This is a genomic window from Nitriliruptor alkaliphilus DSM 45188, assembly GCF_000969705.1.
Lineage (GTDB): Bacteria > Actinomycetota > Nitriliruptoria > Nitriliruptorales > Nitriliruptoraceae > Nitriliruptor > Nitriliruptor alkaliphilus.
This window is the reverse complement of the sequence record NZ_KQ033901.1, coordinates 3,877,835-3,895,886: the sequence shown is the minus strand read 5'-3', so window position 1 is coordinate 3,895,886 and position 18,052 is coordinate 3,877,835. Positions and strand designations below refer to the sequence as shown.

Genomic DNA, 18,052 nt, shown 5'->3' with positions numbered 1-18,052 from the left:
GTGCGTCCCGGTCACGCGGCCCGCTCGTTGGTCGTGCCGGGATCGGTCGAGGGTCGGGAAGCCACGTGGAACAGCAGCAGTCGGTCGCAGCATCGCTCGGGGGCGCGCTCATCGGGGCGGGCGGCGCGGACGTCGGGCAGGCCCGCGAACGCGCGCGTCTGCGTCGAGTCCGCTCCCTCGCGATCACGCTGCTGATCCCGTTCGGCTTCCTGTGGTACCGCATGCTCGACGGGCGGCCCTTCAACGTCTTCGCCCTCCCCGGCATGCCGGACGACCCGATCCTGTACCTCGTGCCGCTCGTGCTGGTGCTCGCCATCGGTTCGATGGCCGCGATCCCGTTCGTCGCAGGTCGATCGCCCCACGTGCTGTACCGCCCCGAGCAGATCGACGTGAAGCTGTCGGACGTCAAGGGCATCGAACCCATCGTCGAGGAGGTGGTCCGCACCCTCAACACCTTCCTCGGCTACGCCCGGTTCAAGGACCAGCTCGGCGGCACGCCCCGCCGGGGCCTGTTGTTCGAGGGGCCGCCGGGGACGGGCAAGACCTACCTCGCCAAGGCCCTGGCCCGTGAGGCCGGCGTGCCGTTCCTGTTCGTGTCGGCTACCAGCTTCCAGTCGATGTGGTACGGCGCCACGGCGCGCAAGATCCGGGCCTACTTCAAGGCGCTGCGCAAGGCCGCCCGCAAGGAGGGCGGCGCCATCGGTTTCATCGAGGAGATCGACGCCATCGCCCTCGCGCGCGGCGGCATGGACGGCATGTCGCCCGCGGGGACGGTCGGGGTCAGCCCGTGCCACCCCGAGCTCGGTGGGATGGTCGCCGGGAACGCCGTGCCCACCCACCGCCACGAGCGGCACCTGGTGCAGGGGACCGTGGGCGTCGGCATGCGCGTGGACGGGATGGTCTCGGAGGGCACCGGCGGCATCGTCAACGAGCTGCTGATCCAGATGCAGTCCTTCGACACCCCGCCGCTGCGTGAGCGGATGCGCAACGCCGTCACGGACTGGCTCAACGGCTACCTGCCGGCCGAGCGCCAGTTGCAGCGCGCCCCGGCTGCGTACCACAACCTGCTGCTCATCGCGGCCACCAACCGCGCCGACCGGCTCGACCCGGCGCTGCTGCGCCCCGGTCGCTTCGATCGCCAGCTCACCTTCGAGGTGCCTGCCAAGGCAGCACGCCGTGAGCTGATCGACCACCTGCTCGAGCGCAAGGCTCACGATCCCGATCTCGACCGGGAGGAGCAGCGCGAGGTCATCGCGGGGCAGACGTTCGGCTACACCCCGGTGATGATCGAGCACCTGCTCGACGAGTCCCTGCTGCACGCCCTCCGCGACGGCCGTGACGCGCTGAGCTTCGGGGACGTGCAGTCGGCGCGACTCACCGAGGAGGTCGGGCTCAAGAACCCGGTCGAGTACACGCCCGACGAGCGCCGCGTCGTGGCGACCCACGAGGCCGGGCACGCCACGGTGGCGTTCCTGACCCAGCGGCGTCGCCTCGAGGTGCTGTCGATCGTGAAGCGGTCGGGGTCGCTCGGGTTGCTCGCCCACGGTGACCTCGAGGAGGTCTACACCCGGTCGAGCTCCGAACTGCACGCCCTGATCGACATCGCGATGGGCGGGATGGTCGCCGAGGAGCAGTACTTCGGCGAGTCGTCGACGGGACCGTCCGGTGACCTGATGTCGGCGACCCAGGTGGCGTGCCAGCTGGTCGGGGCCGCCGGCCTCGGCGGGTCGCTGGTCTCGCTGGCGGCCTACCAGCAAGGGCCGCTCGGTGGCAGTGACCTGGTCGGACGCACCCTCGGGGACCCGCACACCCGCCCGGAGGTCGACCGGATCCTGGCGGTCAGCAAGGCACGGGCGCGCGCGATGATCGCGGCCAACTCCCACATCCTCGAGGCGCTCCGGGACGCGCTGCTCGACCGCGATGAGCTGATCGGCGAGGAGATCATCGCGGTCTGCGAGTCCGCTGGCCCGGCCGTCCGCGAGGGGCTCGCCATCGAGCGGCGTGGCGAGGACCGACGCCGGCGGGACTGGCTCGCCGAGAGCGACCCGACGACCCCGTGGGCCGGCATCGACGGCGGCGCCGAGGTCCAAGGTGACGGGCAGCGGCGTAAGGGAGGTCGTCGCGCGACCGACCGTCCTGGTCCCCCGTCCTGATGTCGACGGTCACCGGGTGGCGGCAGCCGCCGCGAGGCTGAAGGCGTTGACGGCCCAGTGCGCGAGCACCGGGGCCAGCAGGCTCCGGGACCGCGACCGCAGGAGGTCGAACAGGACGCCTGCGACGGTCGTGACGGCCACCGCCCCGGCGACGGTTGCCACGCCCTCGGGGGAGGTCGGGTCGACGTCGTTGATGCGCAGCGCGATGGCGGTGGGCGCGATGTGCCACAGGCCGAACACCAGGCTCGACCAGCCGACCGCCACCGGACCGGGCAGGACCCGCCGGCACGCGGCGGTGAGCACCCCGCGGAAGGCGACCTCCTCGCACACGGCGGTCCCGAGCGGGATGCGCACCAGCAGCGCGAACGCCAACCCCCCGGCGCCGAGCGCTGCCCGGTCGTCGGCCAGGAGGCGGCCGACGGGGTCGAGGACGTCGGCCAGCGCGATGCCGCTCGCGACGGCCACGGCGATGACCGCGGCGCTGCTGCCGCCCCACCGCGCCCCGCGACCGAGGTGACGTCGAGACAGGCCGAGCGCCGCCCGGTCGAGCCCGACGCGGCGCGCGAGGAGCACGAGGCCGGCGGTGGCCACCAGGTTGCGGGTGACGTAGAGGGTGTCCCCGGCGCCGTAGTTGGCCAGGAAGCTCCAGGCGACCAGGCCACCGGACAGTGCGAGCACGAGGCGCATCCCGGGAACGTAGGAGCTCGGTCTCGTCGCCAGCGTGGCCGTCCGCCCGGGGGTGCGGACCGCGGCCGACATCACGCCTCCGGCGCGCTCGTGACGTGGTCGATGAGGCGCTCCACCGCGCGGATCAGCTCGCGGTCGAGGTCCCGCCAGGTGGTCACCGATGCCGCGATGTGGCGCCACAGCTCGCGGGGATCGCCGTAGCCGAGCCGTCGGGCCGTCCCGGTCTTCCAGTCCTCACCCATCGGGACGTCCGGCCAGGCGTCGATACCCACGACCTCGGGGCGTACCGCGGCCCAGACGTCGACGAACGGGTGACCGGTGACCAGCACGTCGGGACCTTCGACCGCAGCCGCGGCGCGGGCCTCCTTGGTCCCGGGCAGGAGGTGGTCGACGAGGATGCCGATACGTCGCTCGGGTCCGGGGCCGAACTCGCGGACCACAGCGGTGAGATCGTCGATCCCGTGGAGGACCTCGACGACGACCCCTTCGATCCGGAGGTCGGCACCCCAGACCTGCTCGATCAGGGCGGCGTCGTGCACGCCCTCGACCAGGATGCGGCTGGCCCGTGCCACCCGGGCCGGCGTCCGCGGGACGGCGATCGACCCCGAGTTCGTCACCGGCGGCGGAGCCGGACCCGTGTCGCGTCGCGGCGGGACCAGCGTGACCGGCCGGTCGTCGACCAGGAACGCGCCCGGGTGCAACCCGAAGCGGCGTTCGCGCCCCCGGCGATCGCGCAGGGTCACGCTCTCGGCCGTGCAGGCGGTGGCGGCACCGACGAAGCCGTCGGCGGCGACCTCGATGAGCATCCCGGGAGCGACGGTGACCTCGGGGATGGTCCGCCGGTGGCGACCGGGGTCCGCCAGGACGTCGCGTCCGTAGCCGTCGCTCACGCCGAGGTCGGTGGCACCACGACCTGCACCGAGCCGTCGGCGACATCGATCACCCCACCGGCGACGGCCCAGGGGTCGGGGCGGTGGGGCCAGGCGAGCAGCCGTCCGACGTCCTCGGCCACCGCCTCGGCCGGGTCGCTGAACGAGGCCCAGTCGCGCCGCATCGGGTCGAGGGCGCGGAGCCGACCGGCCAGCGTCCCGTCGGCGTCGTGCAGCCCGCAGCTGGTGTGGCCGAGAACCAGGCACCCGCGCACACCCAGCATGGCCGTCGACAGGTGGAGGGAGCGCACGACGTCCTCGACGATGCGGGCGCCGGCGACCCGGATCACGTGCGCGTCGCCGTGGTCGAGCCGGAGGTCGCCGAGGGCGTCGATGCGCGCGTCCATGCAGGTCACGACCGCCAGCCGGCGGGCCGGCCGTGCGGAGTCGGGTCGGCCCGCGACGCCGGCCGGGGCTGCCGCCTCGAGCAGGTCCGTCAGACCTGCCACGGGGTCGGTGTCGGCACCGTCGCTGATCGTGGTCACGGGGTGGGTCCTCCGCGGTCGGGGTGGAGCCGCGGAACCTACCTCCGTGCCGTCACGTCACCACCGTCACGGGGGCGGCTGGCGCGGTCGCGTTCCCGCGCCACGAGGGTGCGTACCAAGGTGTCGCGCTGTTCGAGCAGGACGCGACGCAGGGGGCGGGGCAGATCGCCGGCGAGCTGCTCGTCGACCCGGGCGAGCAGCCCGTCGGACGCGGCGTAGTGCGGGAAGGTGTGCGTGGAGAACTCGATCGCCCAGTCGAGCGAGCGTTCGGCCCACACGGTGTCGAGCACCTCGAGGTACCGGTCGGCGTACGGTGCCAGCACCTCCTCCTGGTCCAGCCGGACGAAGCCGGACCAGATCTGCCGGGACCGGGTGTGCGACAGCGACGTGTCCTGGGTGAGGCGCTCCCATGCCTCACGCTTGGCGGCCGACGTGGGACGGGCTGCGTGGGCCGTGAGGGCCTGCCGCTGCCCGAGGTCGGTCGAGTCACGCGCGAGCTCGGCGTCGATCTCGGCGCCGGTCGCCTCGCCCGCCTGTGCCAGCGCCGTCAGCAGGTGCCAACGCAGGTCGGTGTCGACCGTCAGCCCGTCGATGGTCAGATCACCCTCGTACAGGCGTCGGACGTCGCCGAGCTCGCCGGCGACCGCCTTGGCGGTGGCCGCCCAGTGACGGACCCACGCCAGCTGGTGGTCGCTGCCGGGAGGCGTGGCCTTCACCCGCTCGCGGGCGGCGCGGGCGAGGCTGACCAGCAGCGTGGAACGTGACCCGGGGTCGGCGTAACGCTCGGCTGCTGCCACGGCGCGCAGCAGCAGCCGTTGGAGCACCCCGATCTCGGTCTCCGAGGCGACGTTGCCGCGGACGAGTTCGACGAAGGTCGTCGCGGCGAGCTCGCCGTCGCGGACCATGTCCCACGTCGCGGACCACACCTGAGCGCGCGCGAGCGGATCGACCAGCGACGACAGCTCGCGGGTCAGGACCTCGGTCGAGGCCGCATCGATCGCGACCTTGGCGTAGGTCAGGTCGTCGTCGTTGACCAGCACCACCTCGGCAGCGGGTGCGCCGGTCAGCTCCTTGACCTCGATCGTGCTGCCGACCACGTCCAGCTCGACCCGCTCGTCGCGTACGAGCCCGGCGTCGGTGCGGCGGTAGAGCCCGATGGCGACGCGGTGCGGACGCAGGCGCTCGACGTGCTCGGCGGTCCCGGCGACGCCGGACCAGTTCGGCCGCGGGGAGGTCTGTCGCACGGTCACCGAGCGGTAGGTGCCGTCCGCGGCGACGTCGAGCTCGGCGGCGAGCTGGTTGACGCCGGTGGTCAGCAGCCACTGATCACGCCACGGACCGAGGTCGCGACCGGAGGCGCGCTCGAGGGCCCCGAGGAAGTCGGCCAGCGTGGTGTTGCCCCACGCGTGGCGTTCGAAGTAGTCGCGGCAGCCGGCGAGGAACTCGTCCTGGCCGACCCACGCCACCAGCTGGCGGAGCACCGACGCGCCCTTGGCGTAGGTGATGCCGTCGAAGTTCTGGTGCACGGACTCGACGTCGGGCATCTCGTCGGCCACCGGGTGCGTCGACGGCAGCTGGTCCTGCAGCTTGGCCCAGGCCTTCTCGGCGTCGAGGAAGGTGGTCCAGGCCCCCGTCCACCGCGTCGCCTCGACCTGGCACAGCACCGACATGAACGTGGCGAAGGACTCGTTGAGCCAGAGGTCGTCCCACCAGCGCATGGTGACCAGGTCGCCGAACCACATGTGGGCCATCTCGTGCAGGATGGTCTCGGCGCGGCGCTCGCGGATGGCGTCGGTGACCTTGCTGCGGAAGACGTAGGTCTCCGAGAAGGTGACGCAGCCGGGGTTCTCCATCGCACCGGCGGAGAACTCGGGGACGAACAGCTGGTCGTAGGAGCCGGCGAACGGGTAGGGCATCTGGAACACCTCGGCGTACCAGTCGAGGCCCTGCTTGGTGACGGTCAGGATCTCGTCGGTGTCGAGGTGCTCGGCGAGGGAACGTCGCACGTAGACGCCGAGCGGCAGCTCGCGGTCGCCGGCACCGGGGCCGACGTGGACGTCGTGGATGCTCGCGTAGGAGCCCGCGACGACCGCCGTGATGTAGGTGCTCACGCGCTCGGTCGTGGTGAAGCGCCAGGTGCCCGCCGTCCCCTCCGCGGGGCGCTCGGTCACCGTGCCGTTGGAGACGACCACCCACTCCTCGGGGGCGTCCACGCTGAGCGAGAAGGTCGCCTTGAGGTCCGGCTGGTCGAAGCAACCGTAGACGAGGTGGGCGTCGAACGGCTCGAACTGGCTGTGGAGGTAGATCCGGTCGTCGGCCGGGTCGACGAAGCGGTGCAGCCCTCGGCCCTCGTGGGTGTAGCCGTGGTCCGCGACGACCTGCAGGACGTGCTCGCCCGCCGGCAGCCCCGGCAGCCGCACCCGGGTGGCGTCGACCAGGTCCAGCGGCAGCGGTGCCCCGTCGAGCTCGAGGTGGTGGACGCGCAGCGCGGTGAGGTCCAGGAAGGTGTCGCCCTCCGTCCGCGCGGTGAACCGCACCCGGCTCGAACTGGTGAACGCCTCCGGACCACCGGTCAGGTCGAGGTGGACCTCGTACCCGTCGACCTCGAGCAGCGCGGCGCGCGCTGCCGCCTCGTCACGGGTCAGGTTCTCGGCTGCGGCCAACGGTGCACCTCGGGGGGGAGCGGTGGGAGGGAGCGCGAGGCTAGAGCGGAGGAGCCTCGAAGCGTCCACCGCGTCCGTCCCCCGCCTGGAATCGCACGACGTCGGCCGCTCCGCCGGCCAGCAGCGCCGCGGTCCCCGACCGGTGCTCGGCCAGCAGCGCCTCGTCGAGCGGGGCGTCGAAGGCTCGCCTGGCGGCGTCGAGGTCGGCCAGCATGGTCTCGCGCGGGAACCCCGCCAGGAGCGTGCCGAGGGCGACCGCGGCGTCGCGAGCGGTCCCGGTCGGCACGACGCGGTTGGCGAGCCCGATCCGGAGCGCCTCCTCGGCGTCCACCGGACGGCCCGTCAGGATGAGGTCCAGCGCGACCCCGAGCCCGACGACCCGCGGCAGGCGCACCGTGCCTCCGTCGATGAGCGGGACGCCCCACCGGCGGCAGAAGACCCCGAAGGTCGCGCCCTCGGCGGCCACGCGCAGGTCGCACCACAGGGCGAGCTCGAGCCCCCCGGCGACCGCGTAGCCCTCCACCGCGGCGATCGTGGGTTTGCGGGTCCGGCGTCGCGTCGGCCCCATGGGCCCGTCGAGCGTCTCCTCCAGCCGGTTGCGCCGGTCCTCCTCGGTCAACGCGTGCAGGTCGGCCCCCGCGCAGAAGGTCCCCCCGGCACCGGTCAGGACCGCGGCGGCGAGGTCGTCGTCGTGGTCCAGGCGGTCGAACGCTGCGTCGAGGGCCGACGCCGTGGGGCCGTCGACGGCGTTGCGGACGTCCTGGCGGTCGATGGTGACCACGAGGACCGGTCCGTTCCGCTCGACGTGCACCCCGGGTCCGACCGAGGTCCGCTGCTCGCTCACCGTCGCTCCCACCTCGGTCGCCCGTGCGCGTCCCGGGTCGAGGCTAACGGGACGACCCCGGATCGGGGTTCCCGGTCGGGTGCTGACGTCGACGTCGAGGTCGGCTTGTGAGCGCGAGAACCGCCTCAGATGGCCGTTCTGCGGCCCTTCTCCGGTTGCTAGGCTCGGCGACGAGAGGGCCGGTGTCCGGGAAGCGGACGCGGGCGCGCTGTCCGGGAAGCTCACCGTCGGGAGAGATGTCGTGCAGGAGTACACCAGCCCGGGCGAGGTCGCGATCGACCCGTCCGACAACCTGACCCGTGCCGTCTGGGCCGCCGCTGAGCGCCGTCCGGACGCTCCGGCCGTCGCCCACCGGGTCGGTGACCGCTTCGTGGAGTGGTCCAACCGCCAGTTCGCCGACGAGATCCTCGCCGTCGCCAAGGGCCTGATCGCCAAGGGCATCAAGCCCGGCGACAAGGTCTGCATCTACTCGGCCACGCGCATCGAGTGGACCGTCTTCGACATCGCGATCTGGACCGCTGGCGCCGTCAGCGTCCCGATCTACGAGACCTCGTCGGCCGAACAGATCGAGTGGATCGTCTCGGACTCCGAGGCCAAGGCCATCGTCATCGAGTCGTCGCAGCTCAAGGGCGTCTACGAGTCGGTCGCCGCCAACCTGCCCGGCTGCGAGCACGCGTTCGTCATCGACGAGGGTGCGGTCGAGGAGCTCAAGCAGGCCGGCGCCGGCATCAGCGACGACGACGCCCGCGCGACCGCGGATGCCGTGGTCGGCAGCGACCTCGCCACCATCGTGTACACCTCGGGCACCACCGGCCGTCCGAAGGGCTGCTCGATCTCCCACGGCAACTTCGTGTGGGACGCCTCGCAGGTCGAGTCGGGCGCCAAGGAGTTCTTCCGCGAGGGCGAACGCACCCTGCTGTTCCTGCCCCTCGCGCACATCTTCGCGCGCATCATCCAGACCTCGGCGATCCGCGCCGGCGTCACGCTCGGGTACTCGACCGGCATCCCGAACCTCATGGAGGAGCTCGGGATGTTCAAGCCCACCTTCCTCCTCGCCGTCCCGCGGGTGTTCGAGAAGGTGTTCAACGGCGCGCAGCAGAAGGCGCACGCCGACGGCAAGGGCAAGATCTTCGACAAGGCCGCGTCCGTGGCCGAGGAGTTCTCCCGCGCATCGACCTCCGGCGGCAAGGTGCCGCTCGGTCTCAAGCTCCAGCACACGGTCTTCGACAAGCTCGTCTACTCCAAGCTCCGCGCGGCCGTCGGTGGCAACGTCCGTTACGCGGTCTCGGGTGGCGCGGCGCTCGGTGAGCGTCTCGGGCACTTCTTCAACGGCGTCGGCATCCTGATCCTCGAGGGCTACGGGATGACCGAGAACACCGCCGGCGCGACCATCAACCGTCCGGATGCGTTCCGCATCGGTTCGGTGGGCAAGCCCATCCCCGGGGCCTCGGTGCGCATCGCCGACGACGGCGAGATCCTGCTGAAGGGCGGTCACGTCTTCCAGGGCTACTGGAAGAACGAGGAAGCCACCAAGGAGGTCCTCAGCGAGGACGGCTGGTTGCACACCGGTGACCTCGGCGCGCTCGACGGCGAGGGCTACCTGCGCATCACCGGACGCAAGAAGGAGATCATCGTCACCGCCGGCGGCAAGAACGTCGCCCCCGCGGTGCTCGAGGACCGGGTCCGCGCCCACCCGCTCGTCAGCCAGGTGATGGTCGTCGGCGACGACCAGCCGTTCATCGCGGCCCTCGTGACCATCGACCCGGAGGCCTTCCCGGCCTGGGCCGAGGAGCACGGCAAGGGCGGCAAGTCGATCGCGGACCTCGTCGACGACGAGGACCTCAAGGCCGAGATCCAGAACGCCGTCGACGACGCCAACAAGGCGGTGTCGAAGGCCGAGTCGATCCGCACCTTCCGCATCCTGCCCGAGGACTTCGAGGTCGGGGTCGAGCTCAGCCAGAAGATGTCGGTCAAGCGCCACGTGGTCGGCGAGAAGCACGGCCACGTCATCGACGAGATCTACTCCGGCGTCAAGCGCTGACCCGAGCGATCACGGTGCGGCCCCGGTCCTGGTGACCGGGGCCGCACCACGTTCGGGCCGGTGGGCGCGCCCACGGACCGCGGACGCAGGCTGTCCTCGGCACGGCCTAGCTTCGTGAACGTCCCCCCACTGGAGCGGGGCCGAGAGCAGCACAGGACGGTCGCATGAGCCGGTACGAGTTGCGCACCATCGACGAGGACAACGTCCACGACGTCCTCGCCGTCGCGGTCGCCACCGAGCAGCGACGGTTCGTGGCCGACGTCGCCGTGTCGTTGGCGGAGGCCTACGTCGACGAGGCAGCGTGGCCACGGGCGATCGCGGACGGGGGACGTATCGTCGGCTTCGTGATGGGGGGCTTCCGTCCCGAACCGCCGCCGTGGTGGGACGAGGGGCCGCTCGACGCCGTGTGGCGGCTGAACATCGACGCCGCGTACCAGGGGCGCGGTGTCGGACGGTTCGCGGTCGCCGAGGTCGCCGCGGAGGCGGGCCGTCGCGGAGCCTCGCGACTGACGGTCTTCTACCTCGACGGAACCGGCGGGCCAGGGCCGTTCTACGACGCACTGGGTTTCGTTCGTGACGGGCAGATGCTCGGCGACCAGGTGGTGGCTCACCTCCCGCTGTCCTGACGTCCGTCAGGCTGGGTGAGGCTCAGGCCGGCGGGTCGACCGCCGGATCGCGGTCCCGCCACCAGCGGGCGTCCAGCTCACCGAGCGGGGTCGCGGGGCCACCGCCACCCTCGAGGTACTCGTCGCGGATCGCCCGCCAGTTGCCCGTCGCCCCGAGACGCGCCAGCACGCTGTTGAGGCCCCACTGGATGCGGTTGAGCAGCAGGTAGTCCGACGGCAGGTTCAGCCGCCGCACCACGTCGGCCAGGGGACTGCGGGGATCGGCGGACGAGCGGATCACCTCCGCGGCGAACTCGGAGGTGAAGGTGAACGGCTGCTCGGCGAGCACCGGCTTGGTGTACAGCCGGAACCACTCGTAGACGGCTGACTCGTCGACCTTGGCGCTGCGTGGCAGGAAGCCGGCCTCACGCAGCGCGAGGATCGCCCCGTCCTGGTCGGCCAGGCTCATGGCGGCCTCGATGCGTCGCATCGAGGCGTACCGCTCGCGGCTGAACAGCTTGACCGAGCCGTAGTCGAGGAACGCGACCCGCAGGCCGTCTGGACCGTCCTCGATGAGGTAGTTGCCGGGGTGCGGGTCGCCGTTGAACAGCCGGAAGCGGCCGATGGAACCGAACGCGTACCGGAAGATGATCTCGCCGACCCGCTGCTTGTCGTCCTCGGACCCCTCGGCGACGAGCTGGTCGAAGCTGCGCCCGTGGATGCGTTCGGAGACCAGGACCTGCTCGCGACACAGCTCGCCGACGATGTCCGGGACGTGGATGTAGGGGTGACCTTCGTAGCGGGTCGCGAACGCGCGCTGGTACTGGGCCTCGCGTTCGTAGTCGAGCTCGTCGAAGACGCGTTCGCGCAGCTCGTCCAGGAGCGGTCCCACCTCCTGGTTGGGCGAGACCAGCCGCGCCAGAGGCGCGAACGACTCGGCGTTGCGCAGGTCGGCACGGACCGCGTCGGCCACGCCCGGGTACTGGACCTTGACCACGACCTCACGCCCGTCGTGGAGCTTGGCCGCGTGGACCTGCCCGATCGAGGCGGCCGCGAGGGGCGTCGGATCGAACGACGCGAAGACGTGCTCGGGGCCCTCGCCGTAGGCGGCGTGCAGCACCTCGTCGATGGCTCCGGGGTCGAACGCGGGTGCCTGGTCGCGGAGGGTCGCCAGCGCCTCGTGGTAGGCGGTCTGGACCTCGGGTGGCAGGTCGAGGTCCACGAAGCTGAGGAGCTGGCCCAGCTTCATGGCCGCGCCCTTCATCTCCCCGAGGACGTCGGCGAGGTCGCTCGCGAGGCGGGCGTGGAGCTCCGCCTCGCGGGGGTCGCCGCCGGTCAGACGTCGGGCCCGCGACGCGGTCATGCCGGCGGCACCCTTGGCGCCGGCGCGAGCGAGGCGGGCACCACGCTGGACGCGGCCGCCGAGGGAGGTTCGCCCGCTCCTGCGCTCGTCGGCCACGTCCGTGCTCCTTGCGGTGCCCTGCGGTCGTCCCGGGGGCAGCGGTGGTCCGAGGGTGCCCTACCTGTTCGTGTCCGGCCCGGGCTCCGGCCGGGTCACTCGGCCATCTCGGCGAGGGGGTTGCCCTCGGCACGGGCCTCGGCCAGCCGGGTGGCCAGGGCCGTGCGTCGGGCATCGTTCAGGCAGTCGCACCCGACCTCGTGGCGGACGTAGTGCTTGACGTCCATCCGGTGCGTCGGGCACGCAGCGACCTCGAGGCGGGTGATGGGCTCGGAGCGGGCCACCGGGGGCCTCCTCGGTGTCGGTGAGCGGGGTAGGAGCCATGGTGCCGGGTCGGCGCCCGGTCAGACGTTGAACCGGAAGTGGATGACGTCCCCGTCGGCGACGACGTACTCCTTGCCCTCGATGCGCAGGCGACCGGCATCCCGGGCGGCGGCTTCGCTCCCGAGCCGGTCGTAGTCGTCGTAGGCGATGACCTCGGCCTTGATGAACCCCCGCTCGAAGTCGGTGTGGATCTCGCGTGCGGCTCGCGGCGCGGTCGAACCGCTCGGGACGGTCCAGGCGCGGGCCTCCTGCGGGCCGGCGGTGAAGTAGGTCAAGAGGCCCAGCAGCTGGTAGGCGCGGTCGATGAGACGTTCGAGCCCGGACCGGTCCAGGCCGAGATCGTCCAGGTACTCCTGGCGCTCGTCACCCGCCAGTTCGGCCAGCTCGGATTCGACCTGGGCCGAGATGACCACGACCTCGGCACCCTCCTCCTCGGCGAGCTTGCGCACCACCTCGACGTAGGGGTTGCCCCGTGCCTCGCCACCCTGGCCGAGGTCGTCCTCGGCGACGTTGGCCGCGTACAGCACCGGCTTGGCGGTCAGGAGGGACAGTTCGCGGGCCACGGCTGGCGGCAGCTCACCGGGGAAGGTCCGCGCGACCCGACCGTCACCGAGGTGATCGCGCAGCGCCTCGATGACGTCGCGCTCACGGATCGCGTCCTTGTCGCCGGTCCGGGCCGTGCGGTTGGCCCGGTCGAGGCGCTTCTCGACCGTGGCCAGGTCGGCGAGCACGAGCTCGGTGGTGATGATCTCCACGTCGCGGGCCGGGTCGACCGAGCCGCTGACGTGCACGATGTCGTCGTCGTCGAAGCAACGCACCACGTTGCAGATCGCGTCGACCTCGCGGATGTGGGCCAGGAACTGGTTGCCGAGCCCCTCGCCCTTCGACGCGCCGGCGACGAGGCCAGCGATGTCGACGAACTCGATGGCCGTCGGCACCACCTTCTTCGATGCCGCGAGCTCGGCCAGGCGCGTCAGCCGCTCGTCGGGCACCGCGACCACGCCGACGTTGGGGTCGATGGTGCAGAACGGGAAGTTGGCCGCCTCGGCCCCCGCCTGGGAGACCGCGTTGAAGAGGGTCGACTTACCGACGTTCGGCAGCCCGACCAGACCGACCTGCAGCGCCACGGGAGCCTCGTGTGAAGGGAGGGGCACGACCCGCACGTGAGCCGGGGGTCGACCCGCGAGCGTAGCGCCAGCCCGTCGCGCCACCCGACGCCACCCGACGCCGCCCGCCGTCGCGCGGGCCCCGGCCGGCAGGTGCCCGCTGGTAGCGTCCGGACCGCTCGGACAGGCCGAGCCCGGGGGGGACCGCCCACCGGTCCGTGAACCTGGAGGTCCCGGTGCGGCTCGTCGTCGCGCGGTGCTCGGCCACCTACGCCGGCCGTCTGTCGTCCACCCTGACCTCGGCCGTGCGCCTCGTCATGGTGAAGGCCGACGGGTGCGTCGCCATCCACGCCGACGTCGGGGCCTACAAGCCGCTCAACTGGATGAACGCGCCCAACACGCTCGAGGAACAGGACGCCCGCTGGGTGGTCACCAACCCCAAGGGCGAGATCTTGACCATCGAGCTCGAGGAGGTGCTGTCGGACACCAGCGTCGAGCTCGACACCGAGCGGGGCCTGACGCTGGACGGGGTCGAGAAGGAACTCCAGGAGCTGCTGGCCGACCATCCCGGCCACCTCGAGGACGGCCTCACGTGCGTGCAGCGCGAGTTCCGCACCGACCTCGGCCCTGTCGATCTGCTGTGCCGGGACCGTGCGGGTGCAGCGGTCGCCGTCGAGATCAAGCGCATCGGCGAGATCGACGGCGTCGAGCAACTGACGCGGTACCTCGAACGCATGCAACGTGACCCGCTGCTCGCCCCGGTCCGAGGGGTCTTCGCCGCGACCATCATCAAGCCGCAGGCCCGTGTGCTCGCCGCCTCTCGCGGCATCGGCTGCGTCGAGGTCGACATCGCCCGCCTGCGTGGCGAGGACGACGCGCACCTCCGGCTGTTCTGATGGCGCGGATCGGCGGGGCCCCGCTGGAGCACGCGGCCGGTGGCCTGCGCCGTGGCCTCTTCGCCGGGGACGTGACCACCGACCCGGTACCGACGGCCCCGCGGCGCGGGCGCGTCCGCCGTTGGACCTACGTGGCCGCAGGCGATGCGCGGACGCTGGTCGGCGCGGCCGTGGTCGACCTCGGGGCGGTCGGTGTCGCCTTCGCGTTCGCGACGGTCGGGGGCGTGACCGCCACGTGGGAACGCACGCTGCCGCTCTCGCGCGGGGTACGGGTCGGCGCGGTCCCCGGCCACGGTGCCGGCGCCCGGGCCGGCGGCGGTTCGATCCTCCTCGGGGGCGATGGGTCGATCGACCTCGATGTCCCGACGGCGGTGGGCCGGCTCCGCGCGGACGTGCGCAGCACGGATCAGGTGACCCCCGCCACCCTCGCCACCCGGACCCCGGGGGGCGGTTGGAACGTCACGCGGAAGGCCGCCGGCACACCGGTCGCTGGCGAGGTCCACCTCGGGCGTGGGCCGGAGGTGGCCCTCGGGCCCGAGGCGGGGGGCTGGTCGGACTGGACCGCCGGTCGCCAGGACCGCCGGACCACGTGGCGGTGGGCGGCTGGCGCCGGGGTCGCAACGGACGGGCGGCGGGTCGGGATCAACACCTCCACGGGCATGAACGGCCAGGAGGACGGTGAGGACGTGGTCTGGTGGGACGGCGTGCCCCACCGGCTCCAGGTCAGCGACCTCGCCCCGGCCGACACGGACCCCACGGGCGAGTGGCAGGTCCGTGGACCGGGAACCGACCTGCGCCTGGCCACCGCGGGCGTGCGCAGCGCCGACGAGCGACTCGTGGTGGTGACGTCGGCCTACACCCAACCCTTCGGGCGGTGGACCGGCACGCTCGCCGGCCCGGACGGGACCGCGACGGCCGTCACGATGGCCGGCGTCGCCGAGGACCACCTCGCTGTCTGGTGACGCCAGCCGCCGAGGGTGACGCCAACCAGGCGTCCTGCAGCGTCCGGGCGTCACCGTCGCAGGCTGACGTCACCGGGCGAGGTGGCGTTCGGCGGCGCGGACGGCCGCGGCGACGCTGCCGTCCCCGATCGCGCACGCCTCGTCGGGGGTGAACCAGCCGACGTCGGGCGACTCGCCGGCTCCGGGGGCCAGCGCCTGGCTGCGATCGGCCACCAGCAGGTAGCGCAGGTCGAGGTGCAGGTGCCCGCGCGGCGCCGGGTGGACGTCGACGTGGACGAGGTGGGGAGCGCCGCCGTGGTGGTCGGTGACGAGCCCGGTCTCCTCGAGCGTCTCGCGGGCCGCCGCCTCGGCAGCGCTCTCGCCAGGATCGACGTGCCCGCCGGGTTGCAGCCACAGCCCGAGGCGCTTGTGCCGGTGCAGCACCACGTGGCCACGGCGGTCGACGACGATCGCCGATCCGGTCAGGTGGGTCGCGTCCGCGTCCTCGTCGAAGGGCGCCGGCAACCACCGGGTCAACGCCAGGGTCCGGGACAGGGACCGGGCCTCGATCGCGTCCGCGGGGGTGTGGCCCGCCAGGTGGTCGAGCACCTCGGCCAGGCGGTCGCCCCGGGCGGGCGCGCTCACGTCGTGTCCCAGGTGCCGTCGAACGCCTCGGCCAGCCCGACCCGCCGGACCTTGCCGGTGGCCGTACGGGGCAGTTCGTCGACCACGATGATGGTCCGCGGCACCTCGGCGCGGCGGAGCTGGGCGGCCAGGGCACCACACAGCCGTCCAGGATCGAGCGTCGCGCCGGGCCAGGGCACGACGGCCGCGACCACGCGTTGGCCCCACTCCTCGTCCGGGACCCCGAACACCACCGCTTCGGCGACCCCCTCCTCGGTGAGCAGCAGGCGTTCGACCCGTGCCGGGTAGACGTTCACCCCGCCCGAGATGACGAGGTCGCCCGGCCTGCCGGCCAGGCGCAGACGGCCACCGCCGTCCAGGGCTCCGAGGTCGCCGACGGTGAACGCGTCGCCGTCCCAGGCGGCCGCCGTGCGGGCGGGGTCGCGCCAGTAGCGGAACCGCGCGTGTCCGGGGGCGTGGCACCACACCGTGCCGACCTCGTGCTCGGCGGCCACCGCGCCGTCCTCGCGTCGCACCTCGATGCGGGAGCCGGCCCGCGCCCGGCCGACGCTGCCGGGCGCCGCACGCCACACCTGCGGGGGGCAGACGGTGAACTGTCCCTCGGTGGACCCGTAGAACTCCCAGACGCTGCCCTCGGGCGCGACGTCCAGCACCCGGCGTTTGAGCGGCTCGGGACACGGCGCACCGGCGTGGGCGAGCAGTTGGAGCGAGGCGAGGTCGCCGCGCTCCAGATCCGGCAGGGCGAGCAGGCGGTGCAGGTGCGTCGGGACGCAGAACACCGAGTCCGGCCGCTGCGCACGCAGGGTCGCCCGCCACCCGGCCGCGTCGAAGCTCGGCAGGACCGTCACCTCGCCGCCCGTGAGCGCCGTCACCAGCGCGAACCGCAACGGGCCGGAGTGGTACAGCGGCGAGACCACCAGGTGGTGGTCACCGTGCCGGCGGTCGAAGGCCGCGAGCTCGTCGGCGTGGACCGCCCGCCCCCAGTCAGGGTCGTGGACCCCCACATAGACACCCTTGCGGCGACCGGTGGTCCCCGACGTGTAGGCCATCGGCCGCGTCCGTGGCCACGCCGCGGACGGGTCGGTCCCGGGCAGGGCGCCCAGGGTGGCCGGTTCGGTCGCGTGGACCGGGACGTCGACGTCCGCCGCCGGATCGCGGCGCACCAGCGTCGGGTCCGCCACGATGGCCGACGGGTCGGCGTCCAGAACGATCTCGCGCCGCTCGGCTGCCGGTAGGTCGGCCGGCAGCGGGACGGTGACCACGCCCTCGAGACACGCGGCCGCCAGGACCCCGAAGGTGGTCAGGTCCTGCCCGAGCTGGACGACCACCCGGTCGCCGGGCGCGGCACCGATGCGGTGCAGCAACGTGACGCCGCGTGCGATCGCGGCCTGGGTCGAACCGGCCGTCACCGGCCGGAGCGGTCCAGGCCGACCTCGGCCACCAGGTCGGTGGGGGAGCGGCGGATACCGATGACGAAGTCGCCGAACTCCGCGTACCGCGCCGACGCCTCGTCGTAGCGCATCGTGTAGACGATGTCCTTGAGGTCGGCGAGGTCGTGGGCGAACAGGGTCACGCCCCACTCCCACTCGTCCAGACCGGTCGACCCGGACACCAACTGCAGCACCCGCCCGGTGTAGGCCCGACCGCTCTTGCCGTGGTCGTGCATGAGGCGCTTGCGCTCGGTGAAGTCGAGCGAGTACCAGTTGTCGTCGCCCTCCCGGCGGTGCGACATCGGGTAGAAGCACGCGAGCTCCCACTCGGGCATCTGCGGGTGCAGCTTGTGGTCGACGTAGGTGGCCATGCGTTCGACGAACTGCTCGACGCGGGTGTCGAGGTCCTCGCCGGTCACGCCCTTGGCGGCCATCTCCTCGCGGTACTGCTCGCCGGTGGTGACGTACTCGCCCGCCTCGGTCAGCGACAGGTAGGACCAGGTCAGCTCGAGGGCGGCGGCAGCCTCGCAGCCCTGGACCTCGGTCTGCAGGGCCCGCAGCTTGCCGAGGTCGGGGTCGATCGCCATGAGCATCACGTCGGACTTGTGGCCGAGCGTGCTGAACACGTGGAGCTGGGTCGACTCCTGCCAGCGTCCGAGCACGTCGGCGAGGTCCTTGGCGGCACCGGGCGGCAGGTGGGGGACCTGCCCGTGATCCACCGTCAGGAACAGGTGGAGGACGGGCCAGCCCTCGCTGGGCGTGACGGGCTCGAGCACGGGCAACCTCGTGGGACGACTAGCCAGGAGGCTACCGCGGTGCGATGCTGGCCCGGGAGCCACGGACG

The 18,052-nt window shown here is 72.6% G+C and carries 16 protein-coding genes; 5 read left to right on the top strand and 11 right to left on the bottom strand.

From position 1 onward, the window contains the following. Positions 1 to 65: 65 nt before the first annotated feature. Positions 66 to 2,153 carry an AAA family ATPase gene (locus NITAL_RS18035; RefSeq protein WP_157041932.1) on the top strand — a complete coding sequence of 696 codons (2,088 nt, stop codon included), beginning with the start codon at positions 66 to 68 and terminating at the stop codon, positions 2,151 to 2,153. A gap of 9 nt (positions 2,154 to 2,162) precedes the next feature. Here the strand turns inward: NITAL_RS18035 and NITAL_RS18030 are convergent, their stop codons facing one another. The 5 genes from NITAL_RS18030 to NITAL_RS18010 all read right to left on the bottom strand — a co-directional run bounded on the left by NITAL_RS18030 (position 2,163) and on the right by NITAL_RS18010 (position 7,761). After that, positions 2,163 to 2,840: a CPBP family intramembrane glutamic endopeptidase gene (locus NITAL_RS18030; RefSeq protein WP_083442231.1), complete on the bottom strand. Its 678-nt coding sequence runs from the start codon at positions 2,838 to 2,840 to the stop codon at positions 2,163 to 2,165. A gap of 71 nt (positions 2,841 to 2,911) precedes the next feature. Beyond that, complete coding sequence (locus NITAL_RS18025) at positions 2,912 to 3,730, bottom strand: DUF3097 family protein (RefSeq protein WP_052667557.1); 819 nt, start codon at positions 3,728 to 3,730, stop codon at positions 2,912 to 2,914. Further along, positions 3,727 to 4,254, bottom strand: a complete 528-nt coding sequence (locus NITAL_RS18020) for a carbonic anhydrase (RefSeq protein WP_052667556.1) — start codon at positions 4,252 to 4,254, stop codon at positions 3,727 to 3,729. Before NITAL_RS18020 ends, NITAL_RS18025 begins: the two co-directional genes overlap by 4 nt. Positions 4,255 to 4,292: 38 nt before the next feature. After that, positions 4,293 to 6,917: an aminopeptidase N gene (gene pepN / locus NITAL_RS18015; protein ID WP_052667555.1), complete on the bottom strand. Its 2,625-nt coding sequence runs from the start codon at positions 6,915 to 6,917 to the stop codon at positions 4,293 to 4,295. 40 nt (positions 6,918 to 6,957) lie between these two features. Continuing rightward, positions 6,958 to 7,761, bottom strand: coding sequence for a crotonase/enoyl-CoA hydratase family protein (locus NITAL_RS18010; protein ID WP_052667554.1), 804 nt, complete (start codon positions 7,759 to 7,761; stop codon positions 6,958 to 6,960). A 241-nt stretch (positions 7,762 to 8,002) separates the two neighbouring features. On the opposite strand from NITAL_RS18010, the gene NITAL_RS18005 reads away from it, so the two are divergent. Next, on the top strand, positions 8,003 to 9,802 hold the full coding sequence (locus tag NITAL_RS18005; RefSeq protein WP_052667553.1) for an AMP-dependent synthetase/ligase: 1,800 nt from the start codon (positions 8,003 to 8,005) through the stop codon (positions 9,800 to 9,802). Between the two features lie 164 nt (positions 9,803 to 9,966). Next, positions 9,967 to 10,428 (top strand): GNAT family N-acetyltransferase, encoded by a 462-nt coding sequence (locus NITAL_RS18000; protein ID WP_052667552.1) that lies wholly within the window; start codon positions 9,967 to 9,969, stop codon positions 10,426 to 10,428. A 22-nt stretch (positions 10,429 to 10,450) separates the two neighbouring features. Here NITAL_RS18000 and NITAL_RS17995 read toward each other — a convergent pair whose 3' ends face one another. The 3 genes from NITAL_RS17995 to ychF all read right to left on the bottom strand — a co-directional run bounded on the left by NITAL_RS17995 (position 10,451) and on the right by ychF (position 13,317). Beyond that, the gene (locus NITAL_RS17995; RefSeq protein ID WP_052667551.1) at positions 10,451 to 11,866 is read right to left on the bottom strand and encodes an ABC1 kinase family protein; all 1,416 of its coding nucleotides are present in this window, start codon (positions 11,864 to 11,866) and stop codon (positions 10,451 to 10,453) included. Between the two features lie 95 nt (positions 11,867 to 11,961). Next, positions 11,962 to 12,150 carry a hypothetical protein gene (locus NITAL_RS17990; protein WP_052667550.1) on the bottom strand — a complete coding sequence of 63 codons (189 nt, stop codon included), beginning with the start codon at positions 12,148 to 12,150 and terminating at the stop codon, positions 11,962 to 11,964. 60 nt (positions 12,151 to 12,210) lie between these two features. Next, positions 12,211 to 13,317, bottom strand: coding sequence for a redox-regulated ATPase YchF (gene ychF, locus NITAL_RS17985; RefSeq protein WP_052667549.1), 1,107 nt, complete (start codon positions 13,315 to 13,317; stop codon positions 12,211 to 12,213). Between the two features lie 215 nt (positions 13,318 to 13,532). On the opposite strand from ychF, the gene nucS reads away from it, so the two are divergent. Beyond that, complete coding sequence (nucS, locus tag NITAL_RS17980; protein ID WP_052669786.1) at positions 13,533 to 14,192, top strand: endonuclease NucS; 660 nt, start codon at positions 13,533 to 13,535, stop codon at positions 14,190 to 14,192. After that, positions 14,192 to 15,154: a DUF2804 family protein gene (locus NITAL_RS17975; RefSeq protein WP_052667548.1), complete on the top strand. Its 963-nt coding sequence runs from the start codon at positions 14,192 to 14,194 to the stop codon at positions 15,152 to 15,154. The genes nucS and NITAL_RS17975 overlap by 1 nt, the downstream gene beginning before the upstream one ends. A 69-nt stretch (positions 15,155 to 15,223) precedes the next feature. Here NITAL_RS17975 and NITAL_RS17970 read toward each other — a convergent pair whose 3' ends face one another. Genes NITAL_RS17970 through NITAL_RS17960 form a run of 3 tightly spaced genes read right to left on the bottom strand, consistent with a single transcriptional unit; the run spans position 15,224 to position 17,984 of the window. Then, on the bottom strand, positions 15,224 to 15,778 hold the full coding sequence (locus NITAL_RS17970; protein WP_052667547.1) for an NUDIX domain-containing protein: 555 nt from the start codon (positions 15,776 to 15,778) through the stop codon (positions 15,224 to 15,226). Beyond that, positions 15,775 to 17,187, bottom strand: a complete 1,413-nt coding sequence (locus tag NITAL_RS17965) for a class I adenylate-forming enzyme family protein (protein WP_052667546.1) — start codon at positions 17,185 to 17,187, stop codon at positions 15,775 to 15,777. Before NITAL_RS17965 ends, NITAL_RS17970 begins: the two co-directional genes overlap by 4 nt. Then, entirely contained in the window at positions 17,184 to 17,984 is an 801-nt protein-coding gene (locus NITAL_RS17960) for a chlorite dismutase family protein (protein ID WP_052667545.1), read from the bottom strand. Before NITAL_RS17960 ends, NITAL_RS17965 begins: the two co-directional genes overlap by 4 nt. Positions 17,985 to 18,052: the final 68 nt, after the last annotated feature.